Source organism: bacterium, from assembly GCA_017744355.1.
Lineage (GTDB): Bacteria > Cyanobacteriota > Sericytochromatia > S15B-MN24 > UBA4093 > JAGIBK01.
Genome location: JAGIBK010000007.1, coordinates 191,428 through 213,591, shown reverse-complemented (window position 1 = coordinate 213,591; position 22,164 = coordinate 191,428). Strand labels below are relative to the sequence as shown.

11 protein-coding genes are annotated in these 22,164 nt (G+C 66.7%); all 11 read right to left on the bottom strand.

Translation table 11 applies throughout. The annotated features are described in order from the left end of the window. Positions 1 to 3 precede the first annotated feature (3 nt). The 11 genes from J7643_17295 to J7643_17245 all read right to left on the bottom strand — a co-directional run bounded on the left by J7643_17295 (position 4) and on the right by J7643_17245 (position 22,146). Positions 4 to 2,280 (bottom strand): AarF/ABC1/UbiB kinase family protein, encoded by a 2,277-nt coding sequence (locus J7643_17295; GenBank protein ID MBO9542349.1) that lies wholly within the window; start codon positions 2,278 to 2,280, stop codon positions 4 to 6. Positions 2,281 to 2,401: 121 nt separating this feature from the next. Beyond that, the gene (locus tag J7643_17290; protein MBO9542348.1) at positions 2,402 to 3,532 is read right to left on the bottom strand and encodes a hypothetical protein; all 1,131 of its coding nucleotides are present in this window, start codon (positions 3,530 to 3,532) and stop codon (positions 2,402 to 2,404) included. A gap of 54 nt (positions 3,533 to 3,586) precedes the next feature. Continuing rightward, positions 3,587 to 6,409 (bottom strand): IPT/TIG domain-containing protein, encoded by a 2,823-nt coding sequence (locus J7643_17285; protein ID MBO9542347.1) that lies wholly within the window; start codon positions 6,407 to 6,409, stop codon positions 3,587 to 3,589. Between the two features lie 12 nt (positions 6,410 to 6,421). Then, positions 6,422 to 9,364, bottom strand: a complete 2,943-nt coding sequence (locus J7643_17280; protein ID MBO9542346.1) for a hypothetical protein — start codon at positions 9,362 to 9,364, stop codon at positions 6,422 to 6,424. A 12-nt stretch (positions 9,365 to 9,376) separates the two neighbouring features. Beyond that, positions 9,377 to 10,810 carry an IPT/TIG domain-containing protein gene (locus J7643_17275; protein ID MBO9542345.1) on the bottom strand — a complete coding sequence of 478 codons (1,434 nt, stop codon included), beginning with the start codon at positions 10,808 to 10,810 and terminating at the stop codon, positions 9,377 to 9,379. Between the two features lie 22 nt (positions 10,811 to 10,832). Continuing rightward, positions 10,833 to 12,944 (bottom strand): IPT/TIG domain-containing protein, encoded by a 2,112-nt coding sequence (locus J7643_17270; GenBank protein MBO9542344.1) that lies wholly within the window; start codon positions 12,942 to 12,944, stop codon positions 10,833 to 10,835. 350 nt (positions 12,945 to 13,294) lie between these two features. After that, entirely contained in the window at positions 13,295 to 14,353 is a 1,059-nt protein-coding gene (locus J7643_17265) for a hypothetical protein (GenBank protein ID MBO9542343.1), read from the bottom strand. A gap of 12 nt (positions 14,354 to 14,365) precedes the next feature. Then, positions 14,366 to 14,992, bottom strand: a complete 627-nt coding sequence (locus J7643_17260) for a hypothetical protein (protein ID MBO9542342.1) — start codon at positions 14,990 to 14,992, stop codon at positions 14,366 to 14,368. 4 nt (positions 14,993 to 14,996) lie between these two features. Further along, positions 14,997 to 17,795, bottom strand: a complete 2,799-nt coding sequence (locus J7643_17255) for a hypothetical protein (protein MBO9542341.1) — start codon at positions 17,793 to 17,795, stop codon at positions 14,997 to 14,999. Positions 17,796 to 17,811: 16 nt separating this feature from the next. Next, complete coding sequence (locus J7643_17250; GenBank protein MBO9542340.1) at positions 17,812 to 20,700, bottom strand: hypothetical protein; 2,889 nt, start codon at positions 20,698 to 20,700, stop codon at positions 17,812 to 17,814. A gap of 12 nt (positions 20,701 to 20,712) precedes the next feature. Beyond that, positions 20,713 to 22,146 carry an IPT/TIG domain-containing protein gene (locus J7643_17245; GenBank protein ID MBO9542339.1) on the bottom strand — a complete coding sequence of 478 codons (1,434 nt, stop codon included), beginning with the start codon at positions 22,144 to 22,146 and terminating at the stop codon, positions 20,713 to 20,715. Positions 22,147 to 22,164: the final 18 nt, after the last annotated feature.

The window sequence follows — 22,164 nt, the reverse complement described above, 5'->3', positions numbered from 1 at the left end:
GGTTCAAGCTTCTCCTGAGGTAGAAGGGCGTAGGGGAACGGACGGCAAGAAGGAGGTCAGGCGGCGCCAGGCGCTCGAAATGATCTGCAGGCGCGTGTCACCCGCCTCGGGCGAGCTGAGGTATCGCAGGGTGGGCAGCAGCGAAGCGACGAGCTCGCCGCGCATGGCCCGGTCGAAGAGCGATCGCTGCAAGAGCTGGGCCATGGCCTGGTCGGCCCTGCCGCTCGCGAACCAATCGAAACCGAGCGCCCGCACCGGGGCGGCGTCGGGGGTGGTGAGGAAGGCCGCGAGCTGCCCCACGAAGATCGACAGGTCCAGCTCCGGGTGATCGAGCGCGAGGGTCGCGATGAAGGTGAGCTCGTCGCGCTGGGTCGGGGTCAGGGTCTCGAAGAACGCCACCCCTTCGAGGATCAGGGCGCGCCCCGCCTCGGTCTCGAAGGCGGTGGCGAGCCAATCGACCACCGGCTGGAGGCTCAGCGCCCGGTCCGAGAGCATGACCTTGCAGGCGGCAAACGCCGCCCCGATCAGGCGCGAGGCATCCGGGTGGGCGCGCAGCTCGGCGAGCATGGCCAGCACGTGGCGCGCCGGGCCCGCTTCGAGCGAGACGTGACGCACGCGCGGCACGACGACCTCCAGCCAATCCAGTCCGTCGTGGGTCTGGAGGAAGGCGAAGAAGGGCATCAAGACGTCGCTCGGCGACAGGCTGGGGTCCGAGGCGAGGCGGACAACGATGCGTTCGAGCACGCTGTCCTCGGCCATCATCTCGGGAGAGAGCACCGAGACCGTGAGCGCGTTGCGGTGGGCGCGCGCCTCGGCCGAAAGCAGGTAGGAGACGGCCATGGGCGCGAGCTCGCCGACCCGGAAGGTGGGCTCCTTGGCCGCGAACTCGAAGAGCTCGAGCAGCCGGTCCAGGCGGAGGCGATCGCCCTGCATCAGGTCCGCGAAGAGCTTGTCGCGCAAGAAACGCTTCTCTGGGTTGAGCATCAGCTTGCCGGCAAAGGGCAGGCCCACGTTGAGGAACTTGTAGGCAGGCTCGTGTTCGAGCACCACCCCCTCCATGCTACCCACCGAGCGCATGAGGAAGGCGAAGCGCTCGGGCAGGAAGAAGGGATAGTCGTACATGACCTCGCTGACCCGGTCGAGGATCTCCTTGAGGCTGTAGGTCTTGCCCGTCAGCCCCATCTGGGTGACGTAGACGTCCTCGACGATGGGCAGCACCCGCGCGCGATCGACGTTCTCGGGCAGGAAGTCCAGCTTGACGAGGTCGGTGATGAAGCCGTCGAAGTCCAGGTGGACCAGGTGGATGAACAGGTCCACCAGGATGTGCTGGCTCTCTTCGGGCAAGGTGTCCACCATCCCGAAGTCGATGTAGACCACCTCGCCCGAGGGCCGGATCAGGATGTTGCCCGGGTGGGTGTCGGCGTGGAAGAAGCCGTCCTCGAGCACCTGCTTGATGAAGGCGCGCACCCCGAGGTTCGCCACCTCGACGTAGTCCAGGCCCGCGCCCTTGATGCCCTCGTAGTCGTCGAACTTGAAGCCCTCGATGTACTCCTCGGTGAGCACCCGCGTGGTGGTGTAGTCCCGGTACGGCTTGGGGGCCGTGACCATGGGGAAGTCCTTGAAGTTGCGCCGGAAGACCTCGATGTTGTCGGCCTCGCGCACGAAGTCAATCTGCTCGTAGAGGCTATTGGCGAGTCGGTCGGCGATCGCGACGTAGGGCATGTCCTTGGCGACCGGGATGCCGAAGCGCGTCAGGTCCTTGCCCGTGCCCCACTGGGCCAGGCGGCGCAGGATGGCCAGATCGAGCGCGATCACCTCGCTGAGGTTCGGGCGCTGGACCTTGACCACCACTTCTTCGCCCGAGTGCAAGCGAGCGCGGTGGACCTGGCCGATGGAGGCCGCCGAAAGGGGCGTCTCGTCGAAAGAGGCGTAGATCGCATGGGCGTCCTGCCCCAGCTCCTCGCGGATGATCGCCATGGCGACGCGCGAGTCGAAGGGCGGCACCCGGTCCTGAAGGGCGGCGAGCTCCTTGGTGTAGGTCAGGGGCAGGATGTCGGGGCGCGTCGCGAGCAACTGCCCGATCTTGATGAAGGTGGGCCCCAGCTCGATCAGCGCTTCACGGAAACGCACGGCCGCGCGGTGCTCGCGGGCCTTGACCAGCTCGGGGTCGCGCGAGGCCCAGGGCTGGCGGTTGAGCCATGCGACGAAAGCGAAAGAGGCGAGGATGCGCAGGAGCAACCACAGGCGCCGCAGCACCCGCAGGGGGTGGGTGCGAAGCATCAAGTCGGCCTTTTCAGGATCGTAGCGTTCGGACAAAGGGCAAACCGCCGTTTCGAGAGCGAGCAAACCCTATTAGTATCGCCCAAAACGGCACGAGGCGAAAGGGCAGACGGCCCGTTCCTCAACGCGTCCGCGTGTGTCCGACCAGGTGGTTGCTCTTGCCCGCCACCCAGAGGTTGGCGGTCGAGTCCACCGCCGCGCCCGCGATGCCGCCCGGCATGGTCGCCGACGAGAGGCCGCCGCTGCCGGCGAGCGGGCTGCCCGCAGTATCGAGCCACTGGATGACGCCCGTCGTGTCGTTGACGACGATCGGGGCGTTGCCGCCCTTTCGGACGAAGAGGCGATCGCCCGCCGTGGCGTAAGGAGCAGCCGCGCGCGCGACGGTGATGCGCTCGCCATCGAAGCCGAGGGCATAGCGTGCGAGGCCCGCGCTGCCCAGCACCCAGCAGAACCCCTCACTCTGCACCTCGCTGGGCGCCAGGTCCTTGAGGGCCCCGATCCCCGCAACACTGACGGTCGTGCGCGCATAGGAATCCATGGGATCGTAATAGGCGAGCGTATCGCCCCCGAGGGCCCAGAGGCCGGCCGTCTGGTCGAAGGCGAGCGAGATGGGGGCCTCGCCGGCCGCAAAGTTCAGGGTGTAGTTCTTGGTCGGAGTTCGCAGCGCGATCGTGCCGTCGCCCGCAAGCGCCAGCCACTCGCCCGCATTGGTGCGCCGCACCGCCAGGGCGGGGCTGGTGCGCGTGGCGAGGTTGTAGACCTCGCTCGCAATGACGCTCATGCTCGCATCCAGGCGCATGAGGTGCGTCCCGTCGGCCAAGAGGACGTCAGGTCCCGAGAAGGCCATGCGCCGGAACGAGAATTCCAGGGCGACCTGCTGCTTGAAGGCCCCGAAGGCGCCAAACTGCGAGAGGCGGTAGGGCTTGCCCTGGACATCCGGCGTGCTCGGCTGGGAGAGGACGTAGACGTTGTTCGAGCCGTCCACGCCGATCGCCGAAGGATTCTGCACCGCCAAGGCCATGGTGAGGCTGCGATCCCAGCCCTCGGGTAACGAAGAGGTCGGCGCCGGGGTGGGCGTGCGCCGGGGCGGGGTGGGATCGTCGCTGGGCTCTTCGCCCCCGACCTCGCCCATCACGCCCGGCTTATCCCCGGTGCCGGGAAGCAAAAGGATCCCGTCCTCCTCGCTTGCACAGGCGGCGAGAGGGACGAGACAGAGGGCTGTTGCGATCAGACGGCGCAAGGTGATCCGCATGGATAGAATCCTCCTGGAAGCGGGAGGGGGCATCGCTGCCCCCTCCCGTCCCGGCTAGTACTGGTAGTCGATCTGCAAGCGGGTCGCGAGGGTGCCCGAGAAGTTTTGACTCGGCATCACGATCCGCCAGCGCACGTAGCGCTTGCTCAGGGTCTGGACCTGGGTGGTCCAGGGGCTCCAGTTGGCCTTGTCGGCGCTGTCAGAGAACTCGACGTTGGCCAAGGGGGCCCCTGTCGGCTGATCCATGGTGTACGAGAGGTACTGGACCGCCTCGTTGCCGGCGCCCGTGTCGTACTCCTTGGACTGGGCGATCGCCGTGCCGCCCTTCCAGGCGGAGGTCACCCCCCAGTTCATCAGGAACGGCGACTTGGTGGTGTCGCCGGTCTCCAGGTACGCGCGCAGCTTGATCTGACCCGTGTGAGCAGCGAGCGCATCCTTGACGCTGACGGTCTTGCCGAGGTCCTCAGGGGCCAGGGTGTAGAGCACCGCGTTGGCGCTATTCAGGATCTGTACCTTGATGGCGCTCTGGTAGGGAAGCACAACCCCCGTGCTCAGCGTATCCCAAGCCTGCCCGGAAGGCAGTGAGATCAACGGGGATGTGACGTGGTGCGTGCCGCGCGCGTTACTGAACACCGCGCCTGACGAAACATTCTTGCTGAGCATGCCGGCACTCGGGTGCCACACCCAGTAGCAGTCGTTCTTCATGTCGTAGCAAACAGACGCGTTGTTGTTGCCCGAACCGTAGGCGCCGGCATTGATGTAGAACGGGACGGTCGTGTACGGGCGAGTGGCATCCGACTGGACGACCATCTGGTGATAGTAGTAGGTGCTCGGATACGCCAGGTAGTAATAGCGATCGTCACCCGTGAACGTCTGGTAATCTCTGGTGTCAGCCGGCTGCGCCCAGCTCACCATCGAGGAGGCGCGGACGTAGGTCGGTGTCGCGAAGCCATTGACGATGAACTCGTAGATATTGGCCGCCGTGGTGATGTTCGGCGTCGGCGAGGGAGCGGTCCCGCCCCAGATCAAGAGCCGCGTCCCGTTGGACCCGATACGGAAGCCGTAGGTGGCATTGCTCGCATACTTGTTGATCAGGAAGGGAAGCTGCACCACGGGCCCCCGAGTGATGCCGTAGTTCGTGAGCACCAGCGTGTAGAGCTTGTCGGTCGAAGCGATCCCGGTCGGCAGGTAGTAGAAGATATTGCTGCCCGGGAAGCCCGCGAGGCCCGCGGTTTCGTTTGCACGGGCTTCGCTGACGAACGGCAAGCCGAGGTCATTGACCTGGTACTCCTGGTTGAGCTGGCTACCTTCCTTGTTCTTGTACAGGCGAAGGGTGCCGCCAGTGTCCAGCGCGAGCAACACCTCCCCGTTGGTCGCGAGGGACTGGTAAGCGGTCAGCGCCGCGTTGCGGTGGGTCTCCATCTCGACGAAGTTGTTGCTATTCACCGAACGCACCAGGCCGACTCCGCCGCCCTTGGGGTAGGTCCCCGAGAAGGTGTTGACGAAGCTGGTGCCCGACTGGGCGGCGAAATCCATCCCTTCCTGGCGCCACCTCACCACGTCCGGCATGTCGAGGGTCTTGGTGTTCGACCAGGTCAGGGTCGTGCTGGCATCCCGGGTCGCCGCATCGGTGAAGGTCTCGACCAGCGACTTGGGCCCCGAAGAGATGATCCCCAGGTAATGGGCGCCGCTCACGCCGTTCGAGTTGGTGATCTTGACCGGCCCGCTGGCAGCGCCAGGGGGAACGGTCAGGGTCAGGTGGGTGGCGCTGCCGCCCGTCACGGGCAGGTTCAGCGCATTCAGGGTCACGAGATTGTTGGCCGGCACCGGGTCGAAATTGCGGCCGGTGATGGTCAGGCTGTCGCCCACCCGGAGCACCGAGCGGTTGAGCCCCGTGATGACCGCCGTGTTGACGGTGTAGCCCGGGTTGATGACCGTGAAGGGGAAGCCGTTGCTCGTGCCGTTGACGGTCGTGACCGTCACGTTGCCGGTGGTCGCCCCGTCGGGGACCAGGACGTAGAGCGTCGTGCGGCCGCGCGCCATGAAGGTCCCGGCGGGCGCCCCGTTGAAGCTGACGGTGGCAGCCCCCGAGACGGGGCTGAAGCCGTCCCCGAAGACCGCGACCAGCTCGCCCGTCGCTCCTCGCACCGAGGAGAGACCGGTGACCACCGGCTGGATCCGGGTGATGGTGGCAACCGGGTCCACGTCCCCGCCGAGCGCCGCGGTAACCGAAGCGGTGAGGTTGTTGACCTCGGGGGCGGTGTGGCCCGTGACAGGCCCCGAGTAGGTGCTGACGCCCCCCGCGTAAGCGACCTTCCCGATGGTGGAGGCGGGCGTCACGTTGGCGGGGTCGATCTGGCTCAGCAGACATAGCGCCGTGGTCATCGCCGTCAGGGCGATGGTCGAGGAGCCCGTCGTGCTGGTCCAGCCCGCGTTGGTCCACTGGAGGTAGGTGCGCAGGCGAACCGCCGTGTTGCCGAGGCCGTTGCTGCCCAATCCCTTGACCGCCTGGATCGTGAAGACCTGGCCGGGGGTCGGGGTGTAGGTGACGGGCAGCGAGAGGCTGAAGTTCTGGGCGGCCGCCCCGGTGTTGCCGGTGACGCCGGTGGTGATTGTCATGCCCGTGGCGACGTCGATGAGCTGGAGGCTCGCCGCGTTGATCACCTCCGCGGCGGACGCCTGAGTCGTGCGCGCCACCGGAAACTCGATGACACCCGAGAGCACGCGCGGGTCACGCTGAATCGTGGCCCCGCTGCCCTGGGCGGCAGGGGCCGAGAGACCCAGGCCCGGCGAGAGACTCAGCGAAGCCGGGGCCTTGCAAGCGGCGAGCAGGGAAGCGGACAGGACCAGGGCGGTCAGAAGACGAAAATGCGACATGGTTCCACCTCCCTAGTAGTGGTAGTTGATCTGCACGCGCCGGACCACGGGCGGTGCCAGAACAGTGGCGGGTGAGGCGGCGACCGTCGGCACCACCTGGAACTTCAGGAAGCGGCGGCTGACTGCGTAGAAACCGCTCTGGAAGCTCGAGAAGCTGACGCCGTCCTCGCTGTCCGCGAACTTGTAGTCGACGGCCCCGCCGTTGGCGGCCTGGGTGAACTGGACCGAGTCGATGATGATCCGGTCGCCGGCACCCGCGCCGGTATTGATCGCCTTGGACTGGGCGATGGGCGGGGTCGCCATGGTGTTCAGGCGGATCCCCCGGATGACCGGGGTCGTGGTGGTCCCGCCCGAGAGATTGAGCCTCACGCGGATCGTGGGGGCGACGAGCCCCGTCAGGCTCGCCCCGGGGGCGAGGTTCTGATAGCCCCCGATGGCGTTGCCCGAGCCGTCGAGGATGTCCACCGTCACGGCAGCACCCACGGGCAGCGGATCCATGTTGAGCTCCACGTTCGCCCACATCCGGCCGGCAGGCAGGTTCTGGTTCGGGGTGGTCACGTTGGCGGTCGCCTCGTAGACCTTGGCCTTGGCGAGTGTCGAGGGGATGTAGTGGCGGTAGATGTAGCCGGTGTTGTAGGTCCCCGAGTAATAAAGGTCGTTCACCGCGTCGTACACCACCGCGGAGTAGTTGGTGTCGTTCGCGCGGAACCGGACGTTGATGTTCTTGCTCAGCTTGGACCTGAGCGAGTAGGCCATGTAAGTATCGTTGCTGCCCGCCGTGCGCACAGGCAGATAGAAGGCCCGACCATCCACCGGCATATTGGTGTACTGGTAGAACATGAAGGTCGCACCACCCGGCATCTGCACATCTTCGAGGATGCCGACCAGGGTCAGGCGGGTGGGATTGGTGTAGGAGTCGGGACGGAATTTGTAGAGGTTGATGTTCGACATGTACTGGTTGTAGCCGCCGACCACCGCGGTGCCCGACAACAGGTACAGGTAGGTGCCGTCCGACCCGATCTTGGTGCCGTGGACCAAGCCACCGATGAGGCCGCTTGCGATCTTGTTGATGGTGATCGGGCTGACGTCGTCGAGGCCGTACAGGAGCACCGTCTTGCTCGACGCATTGGCGAAGGCATTGGGGCCGGGTGCCGTGATGATGCCCATGTTCGCGAACTGGGCGGTGGTTTCATCGTGGTAGCAATAGACATCGCTGCCCACGAAGCCCGCGATCTGGACGTTGGCAGGCAAGCTCGGAAGCCCCGCGATCGTGGAGCCCGAGTAGGGCAGGCCTGTCGCGAACGGGAAGCCGTCGGCCCCCGTCGAGAGGTAGCGGCTAGTGTTGCTGCCGTTGCTCATGAACAGGCTCGCGCCGTTGGTCGCGAGCTGGTAGATCGCGTAAGTGCCGCTGGTCCGCATATCGGTGTGCATCGTCTGCCCATTGGTGTACGGGTAGTTCGCGTTCGTGTCGGACAGGGCGATCTTGATGGAGGCCGGGTTGGCGGCACTCAGGCTATCGAAGCCGATCTGGGCGTTCTGCGCGGCGAGGGTGTCGAACTCGGCAAGGGTGTCGAAGTCCGCGAGCGGCGTCCCGAAGGGCACGATCCCGCCGATCCACGAGGTGTTGGTGACGGCGGTGTCGTTGCGGCTGTTGTCGACGAAGGTCTCGACGATGGAGCCCGCCGCGTGGAAGACCTCGATCCAGTAGCCGTTGCCCGTACCGTTGTTGTTGGTCACCGTGATGGGACCGCTCTTGGCACTCGCTGGGACCGCCACCGAGATCTCGTTGTCGCTCAAGAGAGCCGCCGCCGCGGTGGTGGTGCCGGCGCCCGTGGTGAAGGTGACGGTGTTGGTGCCGTTGTTGAAGTTCATCCCCCCGATCCGCAGGGTCTCCCCGACCGCGGGGGCGGGCTTGTTGACGCTGCTGATCTGGGGGCTGTTGGGCAGGCTGCCGATAGCCGGGGTGACCGTGAAGTGGGTGGTGCCCGAGGTACCGGCGGCGGTCGTGACCGTGACGTTGCCCGTGATGGCGCCCGAGGGCACCGCCACGATCAATGCACCCTTGCTCGCGTACATGACGCTCGCGGTCGCCGCCCCGGCGAACAGGACCGTGTTGCCCGAGGGCAGGGGGCTGAAGCCCGAGCCCTGGATCTGGACGACGGTCCCAGCAGGGGCCGCGTAGGTGCTGAAGGTGTTGGTCACCGGCACCAGGGCCGCGTTGGCACCCGCGATCGGATCCGCGTCGGCCGTGAGGCTGTCGACGACCATCGCGTTGAGGCCCGCGAGTTGCGCGTCGGAGACGCCCGCCCCCGTGAACTGATTGGCCTGACGCAGGGAGCCGCCGAGGGTCACGGTGCCGCGGTTGTCCCCGAAGTACACGCTCGCAAGCGGGATCGGGCCGAAGCCGTCGACGCTCTTGAGGTAGACGGCCGTGGTCATGGGGCTGACGCCGATCGAGTCCGTGCCCGTCATGCTGGTGAAGGCGCCCACCCCGCTGAGCTTGCGGATGAGGGTGCGCATGCGCACGACGTTCTTGCCCATGGCGTCGCCGCCGAGGCCCTTGTAAGCTTCGACCACGTAATCGCCCCCGAGAGGAGGGTTCCAGCTGGCCGGCAGGGGGATGGTGAAGTTGCCGGCGCCGTTCGTCACCGAGGTCGCGACGGTGGTGTTGGTCGCCGCGTCGATGATGGCCACGGTCGCGTTGCTGACCACATCGGCGCTCGTCGCCTGGGTCTTGAAGCCTTCATCCCCGAGTGACAGGCGTCCCGAGAGGGAGTGGCCCGTCATCTGGATGGTGGTCGTGTCCCCGTCGCGGACGACGCGCGCGCCGTCCTGCTGGGTGACGACGGCCGGGCCGTTCGTGTCCGTGGGGCGCGCGAGGAAGCCGGGGAAGCAGCCCGCGACCAGGCCGGTGATGGCCAGTGCGGCAGCGAGAGGGCGGTGTTGCTTGCTCATGTTGGACCTCGCTTACATCGTGCCGACGCCCGACACGGTCGGCACGACGTAGAAGGGGACACTGACGCTGGTGTTGGGGCCGACCGTGACGGTCAGGGGGCCCGAGGTGGCGCCGGGCGGGACCGTGCAGGTCAAGGAGGTGTCGGTCGCGGCAGTGACGGTCGCAAGCTGGCCGTTGAAGCGGACCGTGTTGGCGAGCGTGCTCGAGCCGTCGAAGTTGGTGCCGGTAATGACCACGGCCCCGCCGATGACGGCGGTGTTGCGGTCCAGGGCGGTGATCCCCGGGAAGACGGTGAAGGGCTTGGGGAAAGTGATTCCGGCGTTGGTGGTGACCACCACGTTGCCGGTGGTGGACCCCAGGGGCACCTGGCAGGTCAGGGTCGTGGCCGAGGCCGTCGAGACGGGAGCCAGGATGCCGTTGAAGCGCACGATGTCATTGTTCGGGTTCAGGTCGAAGTTCAGGCCCGTGAGGGTCACGGTGGTGCCGACCGAGCCGGTCGCGACGCTCAAGGAGTTCAGCACCGGTACCAGGGTGGTGAACGAGGCCCCGGTGGTCACGCTGCCCTGGGGGGTGGCGACCTGGATCGCGCCGGTGGTGAAATTGTTGGGCACCACGACGGCCATGCGGCTCTCGCCGGGGACGTCCAGCCGCGGCGCCACGTAGATGATGTCGGCGGGCACGCCGTTGAAGGTCACGGTCGTGCTGCCCGGGTTCGGGTTGAAGCCGGTGCCGTAGAGGGTGACGATGGTCCCCGGCGAGCCGGCCGTGGGGTTGAACGAGCCGACGGTCGGCTTGATGGCGTTCACGTTCAGCAGCGGGTCCATGTTGTTGGTGAGGTAGCTGCTGATGTCGCCTGCGAGCTGGTAGACCTCGGCGTCGGGGTGGTGCGGAGCGAAGGCGTTGGTGGCCAGCGTCGCCGGGGGGACGACCTTGCCGATGGTCGAGCCCGCCGACACGTTGACCGAGTCCAGGTAGCTTTCGATGGCGATCGCGGTGGTCAGGGCGTTGATCACGATGCTCGTGCCCGAGACCGAGGTCCAGCCGCCCGCGGTCAGCTTGATGAGGGTGCGGAAGCGCGGAGTATGGTAGCCCGGGGCATTGTTGGAGAGGCCTTTGTAGGCCTCGACCACGTACACGGCGTTGAGGGCCGGCACGAAGGCGCCCGTGAACTGCAGCATGAAGTTACCAGTCGGGCCGGTCAGCGCGGTGGAGACCGCGTTGTTGGTGCCCGGGTCGATCAGGGTGACCGTCGCCGCCGACAGCACCTCGGCGGGCAGCGCCTGCGGGGCGAAGCCCGGCAGTTGCAGCTGGCCGATGAGCGGCGGCACGGCGGCAGCCGGCTGCGGGGCGTCCACTTGGACGTTCGATGGGGCGCTTGGGGTCGATTGGCAGCCGAAGAGCGCCACCGCGGCACCCAGGGCCAAGCATTTCCATTGCTGCGACATGTGCTTCCTCCTCACCTTCGCCCTAGGGGCTGAAGGATCCTCCGACGCCGGAGATGACCTGAAAGGCGTAACCGGTCGTGGTGCCGCCCGAATGGGTGACGGTGACGTCGCCGGACGTCGCCCCCACAGGAACCGTGACCGTGAGCCGGCGGGACGTGCCGCTCGAGATGACGGCAGGTGTCCCGTTGAAGTGAACCTGGTTGTTCGAGATGATCGGATCGAAGTTGGTGCCCTCGATGACGACCGTGGTACCGGGCAAGCCGATGGTGGGGCTGACGCTGCCCATGAGCGGCGGCCCGCTCAGGAAGGGGTCCGTCACCGAATCCCCGTTGACGGTGAAGACCGGCCCCTTCGCGACGCCCGCGGGGGTGGTGACGGTCACCGGGCCCGTGGTCGCCCCGGCCGGCACGACCACCGTCAGGCTGGTCGCCGCGACCGAAAGCAGGGTGGCGGGCTTCCCGTTGAAGCGCACGTGGATCTCGCGCGGATCGGCGCTGAAGTGGGTGCCCGTGATGATTACCCCGATGCCCACCGGCCCCTCGGTCAAGGACAGGGCCGAGATGGTGGGCGGCGTGCCGAGATCCAGCTTGCCGCCCGAGTCCGCCACGACCATCAGGGGCACGGAGGCACTGGTGCCGCCGCCCGTCTGGACGCTCACAGGCCCGAGATCAGGGATGAGGGGCGCGCGCACCGTGAGGGTCTCGGTGGTCGCGGCGAGCACGGTCCCGGTCGCTCCCGCGAAGTGGACCGTGTTGGCACCGGGGATGGGGACGAAGTTCGCCCCCGCCAGGGTGAAGACCTCGCCCGGCAGGACGGTGCGGGCGCTCGCGGCGACCAAGACGGGCGCCCCCACGGTGAGGTGCAGGCCGTTGCTCTTGATGCCGACCCGGCCCACCTTGACCTCGCCGCTGCCCCAGTCGGGCGGCAGGGTGACGGTCAGGCTGGTGCTCGAGGCGGCGGTCGGCCGGATCATCCGACCGTTCCAGTAGACCTGGTTGGCCTGCGGGTCCGGATCGAAGCCCTCCCCGGTAATGGAGACGGTCGCGCCGGGCGTGACCGCGAGCGGCGAGAGGGCGGTGATCACCGGGGTGTTCTGGGTGGGGCGCAGCGCGCCGCCGATGGTGTCGAGCACGACGAACTGGATGCCGTTGCTCTCGCCCGCGGCGTTGACGACCCGGATCAAGCCGGTGGTGGCGTCGGGGGGCACGATCACGCTCAGCTCGGTGGGCGAGGCGGCGAGCACCGTCCCGGCCGCCCCGTTGAAGGAGACGGCGTTGTCCGAGAGGCCTGGGCCGAAGTTGAGGCCCGACAGCACGAGGGTCATGCCGGGGCCGCCCACCAGGGCGCTCAGGCCCTGGATCGTGGGCCCGGTCGGCGAATAGCCGCCCCCGCCGCCGCCGCTCAGGCTCGCGAGGGTGTACACGTCGAAGACCGCGTTGTAGCGGATCCGGAACATGGGGTCCGAATCCTCGGTCAGGGCCTGATTGACCATGCCCGCCACCTGGTGGAAGGTCGCGTTGGAGATGCCGCTGTCCGTCGGGTCGAAGGTGCTCTCGGTGGGCGGATCGATGGAGGAATCCGCCTGGCCGTGCGCGACGGTGCCCATCAGGTAGAAGGTCTCGATGTCGGGGTGGTAGGCCGTAATCACCGAGATCGCCGTGGTGTCGGGGGTGATGTAGACGCCGCCGCTCTTGTTGGTCTTGTTGGTCAGCGAGGTCCAGCCGTTGCGATAGACCAGGATGGTGCGCAGGCGCACCCCGGCATGGCCGGGATGGTTGTTGTTGAGGCCCTTGACGGCTTCCAGGTAGTAGGGCGCGTTGGTGCGCGGGCGCCAACCGCGCCCGAAGTTGAAGTTGAAGGCGCCCTGGGGGGTCGTCAAGGTGGTCGCGATGGTGTTGCCGGTGGGCACGTCGATCAAGGAGACCGTCGCCCCCGAGGCCACGTCCTCGATCGCCGCCTGAGGACGCCGGGCGCCGAAGTCGACCATGCCCGAGAGGCTCTCCTGGCTCGCGATCGCCCGAGCCTCGTCCGGGGAGGCCGCCCCGCCCTTAGCGGTCGGGGATGTGTTCGGCGCGAGGAAGCAGCCTGCCGACAGCAGCGCGATCGCAACGCAGAAGGCGGCGATGATTCGCATTGCAACCTCCATCCGACCGACGAACGTGAAGCAGGTTCCAGGGGAAAGCGGCAGGAAGTGCGACGAGATGCGCTTCAAGCAAGCCTTCATAATCCAAGTACCCGGATTGAGCAAGAATTAGCAACTTTTCGCAACACTAGGTAATAAACGCTCAACAATTTCCGAATTTCAGGCCCAAGCCCTGACCCCGCTCAGGAAGTCAGGAGGAAGACCGCATCAATACAGATAGTTTTTTAAATAATCAAATCGCCTAATTATATTAGAATTAACCTTCCATCAAACCAACCTAAACCAATAACCGCCGCAAACTGGTCGCAAAAATGCACCCAATTCAAGCCAGCGCGATGGTTTTAGAAGCGCGTATGCAAAATTCGACCCTCGGCGAGGCTCGACACCCACAAGTTGCCCTGTGCGTCCATAGCGGCCCCAGCGATGCCGCCTTCGAGCTTCACTATGGGCTCTGGTGTCCCATCCGCCTTGAATCGGCAGATCTCGCCGGCCGAATCCTTCACCACGACGGGGTTGCCGCTCTTGACGAAGAGACGATCGCCCCCGGAGACGACGATCTTGCCGCCTTGGCGGTTCCCGGCCGAGTCATAGCAGGCGAGGCCCGTCGTCCCCAGCACCCACAGCGAGGTATTGCCGGTCACGTTCTCGATCACCACGCCGACCAGGTTGCCCAGATCCGCCACGTTCAACACGATCGGGTCGTCGCTGGGCTCTGCCTTGAGCTTGGCGAGAGTCTTCCCCCCGACGCCCCAGACGTTGCCCATGTAATCGAGGGCCAACGAGACGGGCGCAACACCCTCGGGAAAGTCGCGCTCGTCGGCGACGCCGTTGCGCTCAATCGTGACCTTGGCGCCCGCCGCCACGGCCCGGTACTCGCTCTGATTCGAGGTTTTCAGGACGCTGAAGGCCAAAGCCGACGCCCCGGAGTAGCGGACCGTCTGCTTGGCGACGTGCGTCGCATCGAGGGTGACCAGCGCATTTCCGCTCGTATAGAGCGGGGTGTCCCCCAGGTAGGCGAAGCGCTCGGGCAGCAATTCGAGCGAGGCCGTGGCCTTGACGACGCCGAACTCGCTGAGCACCACGAGGGTGCTGGGTGCCGAGGCCACGTACAGATCACCGCTACGGCCGATCCCGATGGCCCGGGGATTCTGGATGGGCAGCATACCGGGGCGCGTGCCGCTGTTGTCGAAGCCGCTCGGCAAGGGCGTCGGCGTGGGGGGCGGGGTGCGAACCACTCCCGGCCCCTCCTCGTAGGGGATCTCACCCTCCATGTCGGCCGGGGTGGGGGTGGGGCGGGAGACGATGGCGAGCAAATCCTCGTCCTCCGAGGCACACGCCAGGAGCGGCAAGGCCAGGCAGGTCGCGATCAGCATCGCTCGCAGGGCGGATTGGCGTTTCATCGCAGGACCTTCCTAGGGATTGAAGCTGCCCCCGAGGGGCGGGATGACCACGAACGACAGAGGGGCACTGCTGCCGGCCCCGGTCCGAACCGTCAGGGGACCGGTGGTGCCGGCCACCTGGACCACCAGCATTCCCCCGCTGCCCGCGACGGGTTTGACCGCCACGCCGTTGAAGAGGACCTGGTTCTCCGCGAGGACCGGCGAGAAGTACCGCCCCGTGAGCGTCACGTTCTTTCCCGGCAGGGCCGCATCGAGGCTCACTGACGCGACCTGGGGCGGGTCGACCACGTACGGCGCCACGCCGGAACGCCCGAGCGGCGTCGAGACCCAGAGGGCGCCGGAGCGCACCCCCGTGGGCACCACGACCTCGAGCCGATCCGGCGCGGTGACCTCGGCCGAAGCCGACGCCCCCTCGAAGTGGACCTGGTTCTCGGCCTTGAGCGGATGGAACCCCGCGCCGAGCAGCGTGAGGCGATCGCCGGGCAAGAAAGCCGCCTGGCTGAGCCCCGTCACCTCGGGAGGCGTCGTCGGCTCGTCGAAAGCCTTTGCACCATCGCCCGACGGCCCGGACGTCCCAAGACTGGGACATCCGAGCAGCGTCAAGGCGCAGAGCGCGAGGATCGGCTTCAGCGAGCGCATGGGCCTAGTGCTGGTAGTCGATCTGGACCCGCTTCACCAGCGGCCCCGAGAACGTCGTGGGCACCGGGGCCACGATCTGCCAGCGGACGTAGCGGCGGCTCAAGCGCGAGACGTCGCCGGTCCAGGGGCCCCAGGTCGCACCGTTGGCGCTGTCCGAGAACTGGATGGTGACGGGCGGCGCCCCATCGGGCTGATCGACCGAGTGGGACAGGTAGGTGACCAGCCCCGAGGCGACCCCCGTGTCGTAGCCGTTGGACTGGGCCAAAACCTGGCCAGGCCACGCCGAGGTGATCCCCCAGCTGGTGAGGTAGGGGGTGAACGTACCGTTGGTGGTGTCCAGCCAGGCCCGGAGCTTGATGGCACCCGAGTGATTGGCCAGGGCGCTGCGGACGCTCGTCGTCGAGTTGAGGGCCGAGGCGGGCAGCGTGGTCAGGACGCTGTTGTCCGAGGCCTTCAGCACATCCAGCCGGATGGTGGTGTTCGGCGCAAGGGTCCCGCTGTACGAGACCTTGTCCCAGACCTGACCGTTAGGCAGGCTGATCGCCGGGCTGGTGACGTGGGCCGTGCCCTGGATGGTCGTGTACGTGGCTCCACCGCGCACGAGCTGCTCGATGTGAGCGTTCGCGTTGGGCTGGTTGACCGCCCAGTAGCAATCGTTCTTGGAGTCGTAGGCCATCTGGAAGTAGCTGGCGTAGCTCGAACGGTGGAAGGGGATGCTGAAACCGGTGCTGTAGGCGTTGTAGTTGGTCTGATGCAGCAGCTGGGTGGTCATGGGCGAGGTGTACGGCATGAACATGTACTGATCGTCCGCCGTGATCTGGAGGTACGAACTCGAATCGTACGCGTTCCCGTTGAAGGCCTTCACGTCGACCAGGGCCATGGTGTCTCCGTTCACCGCGAAGCGATAGACGTACCCGGTCGAGACGGTGTTGCCCGTCGACTGGCCACCCCAGATGTAGAGGAACTGACCATTCGAACCGATGCGGTGGCCGTACGAGTACGTACTGTAGCGGTTGATCGTGAAGGGCAGCGGCAGATCCGGCAGGCGCTCCCAGCCGTAATCCGTGACCCTGATGCGCCGTAGCGAGCTCACGCTCGTCTGGCTCACGGCGTTGTTGAGGTAATAGAAGACATCGCTGCCCGTGAGGCCCGCGAGCCCGAGGTAGACGTTGCCCCCGTCATTGAGGAACGGATACCCGATCTTCCGCGCCGTGATCTCCTGGCCGCGATCCCCGATCAGCGACTTGATCTTGATCGAGTAGAGGAAGCTGGCGTCTGAGCCGAGCAGCACGTCGCCGTTGGTGGCGATCATGGCGGTAGACGGCAGCATCGCAGCATCGTAGATGCCGACGTTGGTGAACGCGTTGGAGTTCACGGTGCGCTGCATCGCCACACCGCTGCGAGGCGCCGTGTTGACGAAGGTATCGGTCGTGGCCGCGGCCGAGTTGACCTTGGAGAAGTCGTTGCCGCTCTCGCTCCAGTTGACGAGCGCGGGATAGTTCAAGGCCCCGGTGTTGCTCCAGTCCAGGTTGGTCACCGCCGCGTCCCGGGTCGCCGTGTTGGCGAAGGCCTCCACGATCGACTTGGGCGCGCTCGTGAGCACCCCGAGGTAGAAGGCGCCGCTCGTGCCGTTCACGTTGGTGACCGTGATGGGGCCGCTCGTCGCGTCGTTGGGGATGGTAGCCGTGAGGTAGGAGGCGTTGCCCCCGGTGACGGCCAGGGGGCTGCCGTTCAGGCTCACCGTGTTCAAGAGATAATTCGCGTCGTAGTTATAGCCGAGCAGGGTGAGGGTGTCCCCCCGCCGGACCACGTTGCGGCTCAGGGCCGTGATGACCGGGGTGATGGTCGTCGCGCCCGGGGTCGAGACCGTAAAGGGCATGCCGTTGCTGGTGCCGTTCACCGTCGTGACCGTCACGTTGCCCGTGGTCGCGCCGCTCGGCACCACCACGTACAGCGCGGTCCGGCTACGCACCAGGTAGGTGCCCGCGTTCGCGCCGTTGAAGCTCACGGTGGCGGCACCCGTGACCGGGCTGAAACCGTCCCCGAAGACCGCCACCACGTCGCCGATGGCGCCGCGGTTGACGGTCAGGCCGGTCACCTGCGGGGTGATGCGCCCGACGTTCGCCACCGGGTCGGTATTGCCCGAGATGAAGGTCTTCACCGAAGCCGTGAGGTTGTTGACCTCGGCGGCCGTATGACCGGGCAACGCCCCGGTGAAGGTGCTGTTGCCCAGCGAGTAGGTCACGTCCCCGATGGTCTGGGCGGGCGGCACGTTGCCGGGATCCACGCTGCTGATGATCGAGACCGCCGTGGTCATGGCCGTCAGCACGATCGAAGCGTTGCCCGTGATGCTCGTCCACCCATTCGCGGTCCACTGGACGATGGTCCGCAGGCGCAGGGCCTCGTTACCCGGCGCGTTGCTCCCCAGCCCCTTGACCGCTTCCAGCAAGAAGGTCTGGCCGACCGCGGGCGCGAAGGTCGAGGGAATCGTGAGGGTGAAGGACTCGTTGCCGGTCCCGCCGTTGGTCATCACCCCCGAGACCACCGTCAGGTTGGTCGAGGTGTCGATGAGCTGGAGGGTCGACGCGTTCACCACGTCGGCCGACGTGGCCTGCGCCTCGCGGCGGGCGGGGAACTCGACCAGCCCCGAGATGAGGCGCGGGTTATCGAGCGTCTGCCTCAGCTCCTGAGCAGGGGCCGAGACAGCCCCAGGCATCCCGGTCGAAACCAGCGCGGGCGGCTTGCAACCTGCGATGACGGCGGTCGCCGCCACGAGCAATGCGAGAATGCGATTCTTCTGCATGATGTCTGCCTCCACGCTAGTAGTGGTAGTTGATCTGGATCCGCCGGGTGATGGGCGGAACCATGGCCGAGTTGGTCGAGGTCGCTACCGCCGGGATCACCTGCCACTTGAGGTAGCGGCGGTTGATGCTGGTGAAGCTGTCCTGGAAGGTGGAGAAGCTCACGTTGTCCGCGCTGTCCGCGTACTGGTAGGTGAGACTGCCACCGTTGGGCGAGTGGGTGATCTGGACCGAGTCGATGATGATCCGGTCGTTGGCGTCGGCCCCCGGGATGGTGAACGAGGTCGAGCGCGCCACGGGGTCGTTCGAGATGGTGTAGAGGTTGATCGCCCGGACCACCGGGGTGACGGCGGAGTTGCCCGTGAGGTTCACCCGGATCTTGATGTCGGTCGTCGCCAGGCCCCGCAGGCTCGCGCCCGAGACGAGGTTCTGGTAGCCCGCGATCGGGGCACCGCCCGCGGTGAGCACGTCGTACTTGACGGTCGTGCCCGCCGGCAGGGGATCCGTCACGAGGCTGACCTGAGACCAGGCGGAATTGGCGGGCAGGCTTTGAACCCCCGTCGTGATGCTGCCAGCCGTCTCGTAGGCCTTGGTCGTGATGTGATGGCGATACAGGTTGGCGAAATTGTAGGCGCCGGCGTAATAGACGTCGTGCATGGCGTCGTAGGCGGGCGTCGGGTAGTTGCCGTTGGCGGCCAGGAAGCGCACGTGCAAGTTCTTGCTTGCCCCGGTCCGCAGCGAGTAGGGGGTCATGGCGTAGACGCTTCCGCCGGCCGGGTAGCCCGGCAGGTAGAAGGCCCGGTGATCCACCAACATGCTGGTGTACTGGGTCCCAAGGTAGCTGGTGGCGGGCGGCACGATGTTCTCGAAGGGCGGCTGCGCCAGGATGAGCTTGGTCGGCGCCGTGTAGGAATCCGGCCGGAACTTGTACAGGTTCCAGGGCTGGTTGTAGGTGGGAACGCCCGCCACGTGACCCACCCCCGAGAGGATGTAGAGGTAGGTGCCGTCCGAGGCGATGCGGGTGCCGTAGGTCGAGCCTGCGTTCTTGAAGAGACCGATGGCCGTCACCCCATCGGCGGCGTAGAGGGCGGCGTTGCCCACCACCGGCGCCGCCGGGTTCGCGAGGTTCTGGTAGCTGAGCCCGAAGAACGAGGGCGTCGTCTGGTCGTGGTCGAAGTAGACCGGCGAGTCCGTAAAGCCGGCCAGATCGGTCGTCCCGTTGGCTGCGATGTTGTTGGTGATGTTGTAGTTCGGGTTCAGCATGCCCAAGGGCAGCCCGTCGAAGCCGCCCGAGATCAGCTGCAGGGTGCCGTTGAAGTTGCGGTAGACCTGGTTGCCGTTGGTGGCGAGGCCGTAGGCGCCGCTCTGACCGTCGATGTAGTTGTCGGTGGGAATGTTGGCCGCGTTGGCGATGGGGTAGGCCTCGGTGATGGCGAGGCGCACCGAGTCGGGGTAGAGCGGGTTGGCGTTGTCGTGAACGATCTGGACGTTCGACTTGGTGTTGCCATCGAAGTCGGCCACCGTGCTCTGGATCGCGGTGCCGATGCCCACCGGCGAGGCGCCGCCCACCCACTGGATGTTGGTCGCCGCATCCCGCTTGGTCGAGCCGGCGAAGTCCTCGACGATGGTGCCCGAGGCGTGGATGACCTCGACCCAGTGGCCGTTGCTGGTGCCGTTGGAGTTGGTGATGGTGATGGGGCCGCTCTTGGCGCTCGCGGGCACCACGACGCTCAGCTGGTTGGCGTTGATGTAGGTGGCCGCCGCCGTGACGGTGCCGGCCCCCGCCGAGAAGGTGATGGTGTTGGCGCCGTTGACGAAGTTGACCCCGCCGAGCTGGATGGTGAGGCCGGGCGAGGGCGCCGCGTTGCTCACGCTCGACAAGGTCGGAGCGCCGCTCGCGCTGCCCACCGGCGCCGAGACCGTGAAGTTGGTCGCGTTGCTGGTGCCGAGGGTGGTCGTCACCGTGACGTTGCCGTTGGTCGCACCGCTCGGCACCGCCACGATCAGCTGGCCCTTGCTCGCGTACAGCACCGTGGCGCTCACCCCCGAGTTGAAGGTGACGGTGTTGTTGCCGGGGATGGGGCTGAAGCCCGAGCCGTTGATCGAGATCAGCGAGCCAGCGGCTGCCATGTAGGTGCTGAAGCTCGTCACCTGGGGTACGAGCGCCGCGTTCGCCCCGTCGATGGGGTCGAAGTTGCCCCCCACGCTCGCGGCGACCATCGTCGAGAGGTTGGTGAGCTGCGTGTCGGTCACCCCCGAGCCGGTGAACTGATTGGCCTGACGCAGGGTGCCGTCCAGCTTCACCGTGCCGAGCTTGTCAGCGTAGAAGGTGTCGGTGAGGGGCACGTTGCCGACACCCGCCACGCTCCTGAGGTAGACGGCGGTCGTCATGGGGCTGATGCCGATCGAGGCCGAGCCCGTGAGACTCGTGAAGTTGCCGTTGCCCGCGAGCTTCTGGATCAGGCTGCGCATGCGGATCACCCGCTGGCCCGCAGCGTTGCTGCCAAGGCCCTTGAAGGCCTCGATCACGAAGGTGCTGTTGACCGGCGGGTTCCAGCTAGCGGGCAGGGGGATGGCAAAATTCCCCGATCCGTCGGTCACCGAGGTGGCGACCGTGACGTTGGTGGTGGTGTCGATGATGGCGACCGTGGCGTTGCCGACCACCTCGGCGGTGGTCGCCTGGGTCTGGCGATCGCCGCCCTCGAGCGTCACCCGGCCCTTGAGCACGGTATCCAGGCGCTGGATGGTCGTGGTGTCGCCCTGGGTGACGACATGGAGCCCGCCCTGCTTATCGACCGTGGGCATCTCACCCTGGCCGGTAGGCCGCGACAGGAAGCTCGGCATGCACCCGGCCAGGATGCCCACGAGCAGGAGGGTCCCCGACTTCTGGATGGCGTTCATTCTCATGGTGGACCTCGCTTACAGCGTGCCGTTGCCGGACAGGTTCGGCACGACGTAGAAGGTGACGGCGGTGCTGGCCTCGGCGCCGACGGTGACCGTCAGGGGGCCGCTGGTGGCCCCTGGCGGCACGGTGCAGGTGATCGAGGTCGGGGTCGAGGCGGTCACGGTCGCGAGCGTCCCGTTGAAGCGCACCTGGTTGTTGAAGGGGGTCGCCCCGTCGAAGTTGTAGCCGGTGATGACGACCGTGGAGCCGAGGGGCCCCGAGGGGCGGCTGAGGCTCGAAATCACCGGGTGGACCGTGAATTGCAGGCCGTTGCTCGGGCCCGCGTTGGTGGTCACCACCACGTTGCCGGTGCTGGCCCCCACGGGCACCTGGCAGGTGAGCGTGGTCGCGGTCGCCGCGGTGACCGGGGCGAGCATGCCGTTGAAGCGCACGATGTCGTTGCTCGCGTTCAGGTCGAAGTTGGTACCGGTGATGGTCACGGTGTTGCCCACCGAGCCGGTCGCGATGCTCAGGCCCGAGAGGGTGGGCACGTTGGTGGTGAAGTTGGTCGCCGTCGAGGCGGTGCCGACCGGGGTCGAAATCTCGATCTTGCCCGTGTTGAAGGCGGGCGGGCAGATGACCGCCAACCGGCTCTGCCCCGGGGTGTCGAGGCGCGGGGCCACGTAGATGACGTTGGCGGGCACCCCGTTGAAGGTCACGGTGGTGCTGCCCGGCACCGCGTTGAAGCCCTTGCCGTAGAGGGTCACGATGGTCCCTGCGCCGCCCGAGGTGGGGTTGAACGAGGTGACGCTCGGCTGCACCGCGCTGACGCTGAGCAGGGGGTCCAGGTTATTGGTCAGGTAGTTGCTGATGTCGCTGGCGAGCTGGTACACCTCGGCGTCCGGGTGGTGGGGCGCAAAGGCGTTGGTCACGAGCGTCGCCGGCGGGGTGATCTTGGCGATGGTGCTCGCCGCCGCCACGTTGGTGCCGTCCAGGGCGCTCTCGATGGCGATCGCGGTCGTCAGGGCGTTGATGTAGATCGAGGTGCCGGTGATGCTCGTCCAGCCGCCCGCCGTCAGCTGGATGATGGTCCTAAAGCGCGGCGCGTAGTAGCCAGGGGCGTTGCTGCCCAGGCCCTTGAAGGCCTCGAGCACGTAGGTGCTGCCGATGCCGGGGTTGAAGTTGCCGGAGAACTGGATGGTGAAGTTACCAGAAGCATCGGTCAACGCCGAGGTGACCGCCTGGTTCGAAGCCGGGTTGATGAGCGTGACCGTGGCGGCCGTCAGCACGTCAGCGGGCACCGCGAGCGTCGTGCGCTCGGGCAGCTGCAAGGTACCGCTCAGGCTCGGCACCGTGCTCGGGGCGACCTGATCGGGCCCCTTGCCGTTCGCCGACGAGAGCGGATCACCCACCTGGCAACCGACCAGGCAGGCGAGCGTGAGGAGCGTCAAGAGGCTTCTTGTTTGCATGCGGTTCTCCTTTGGTTG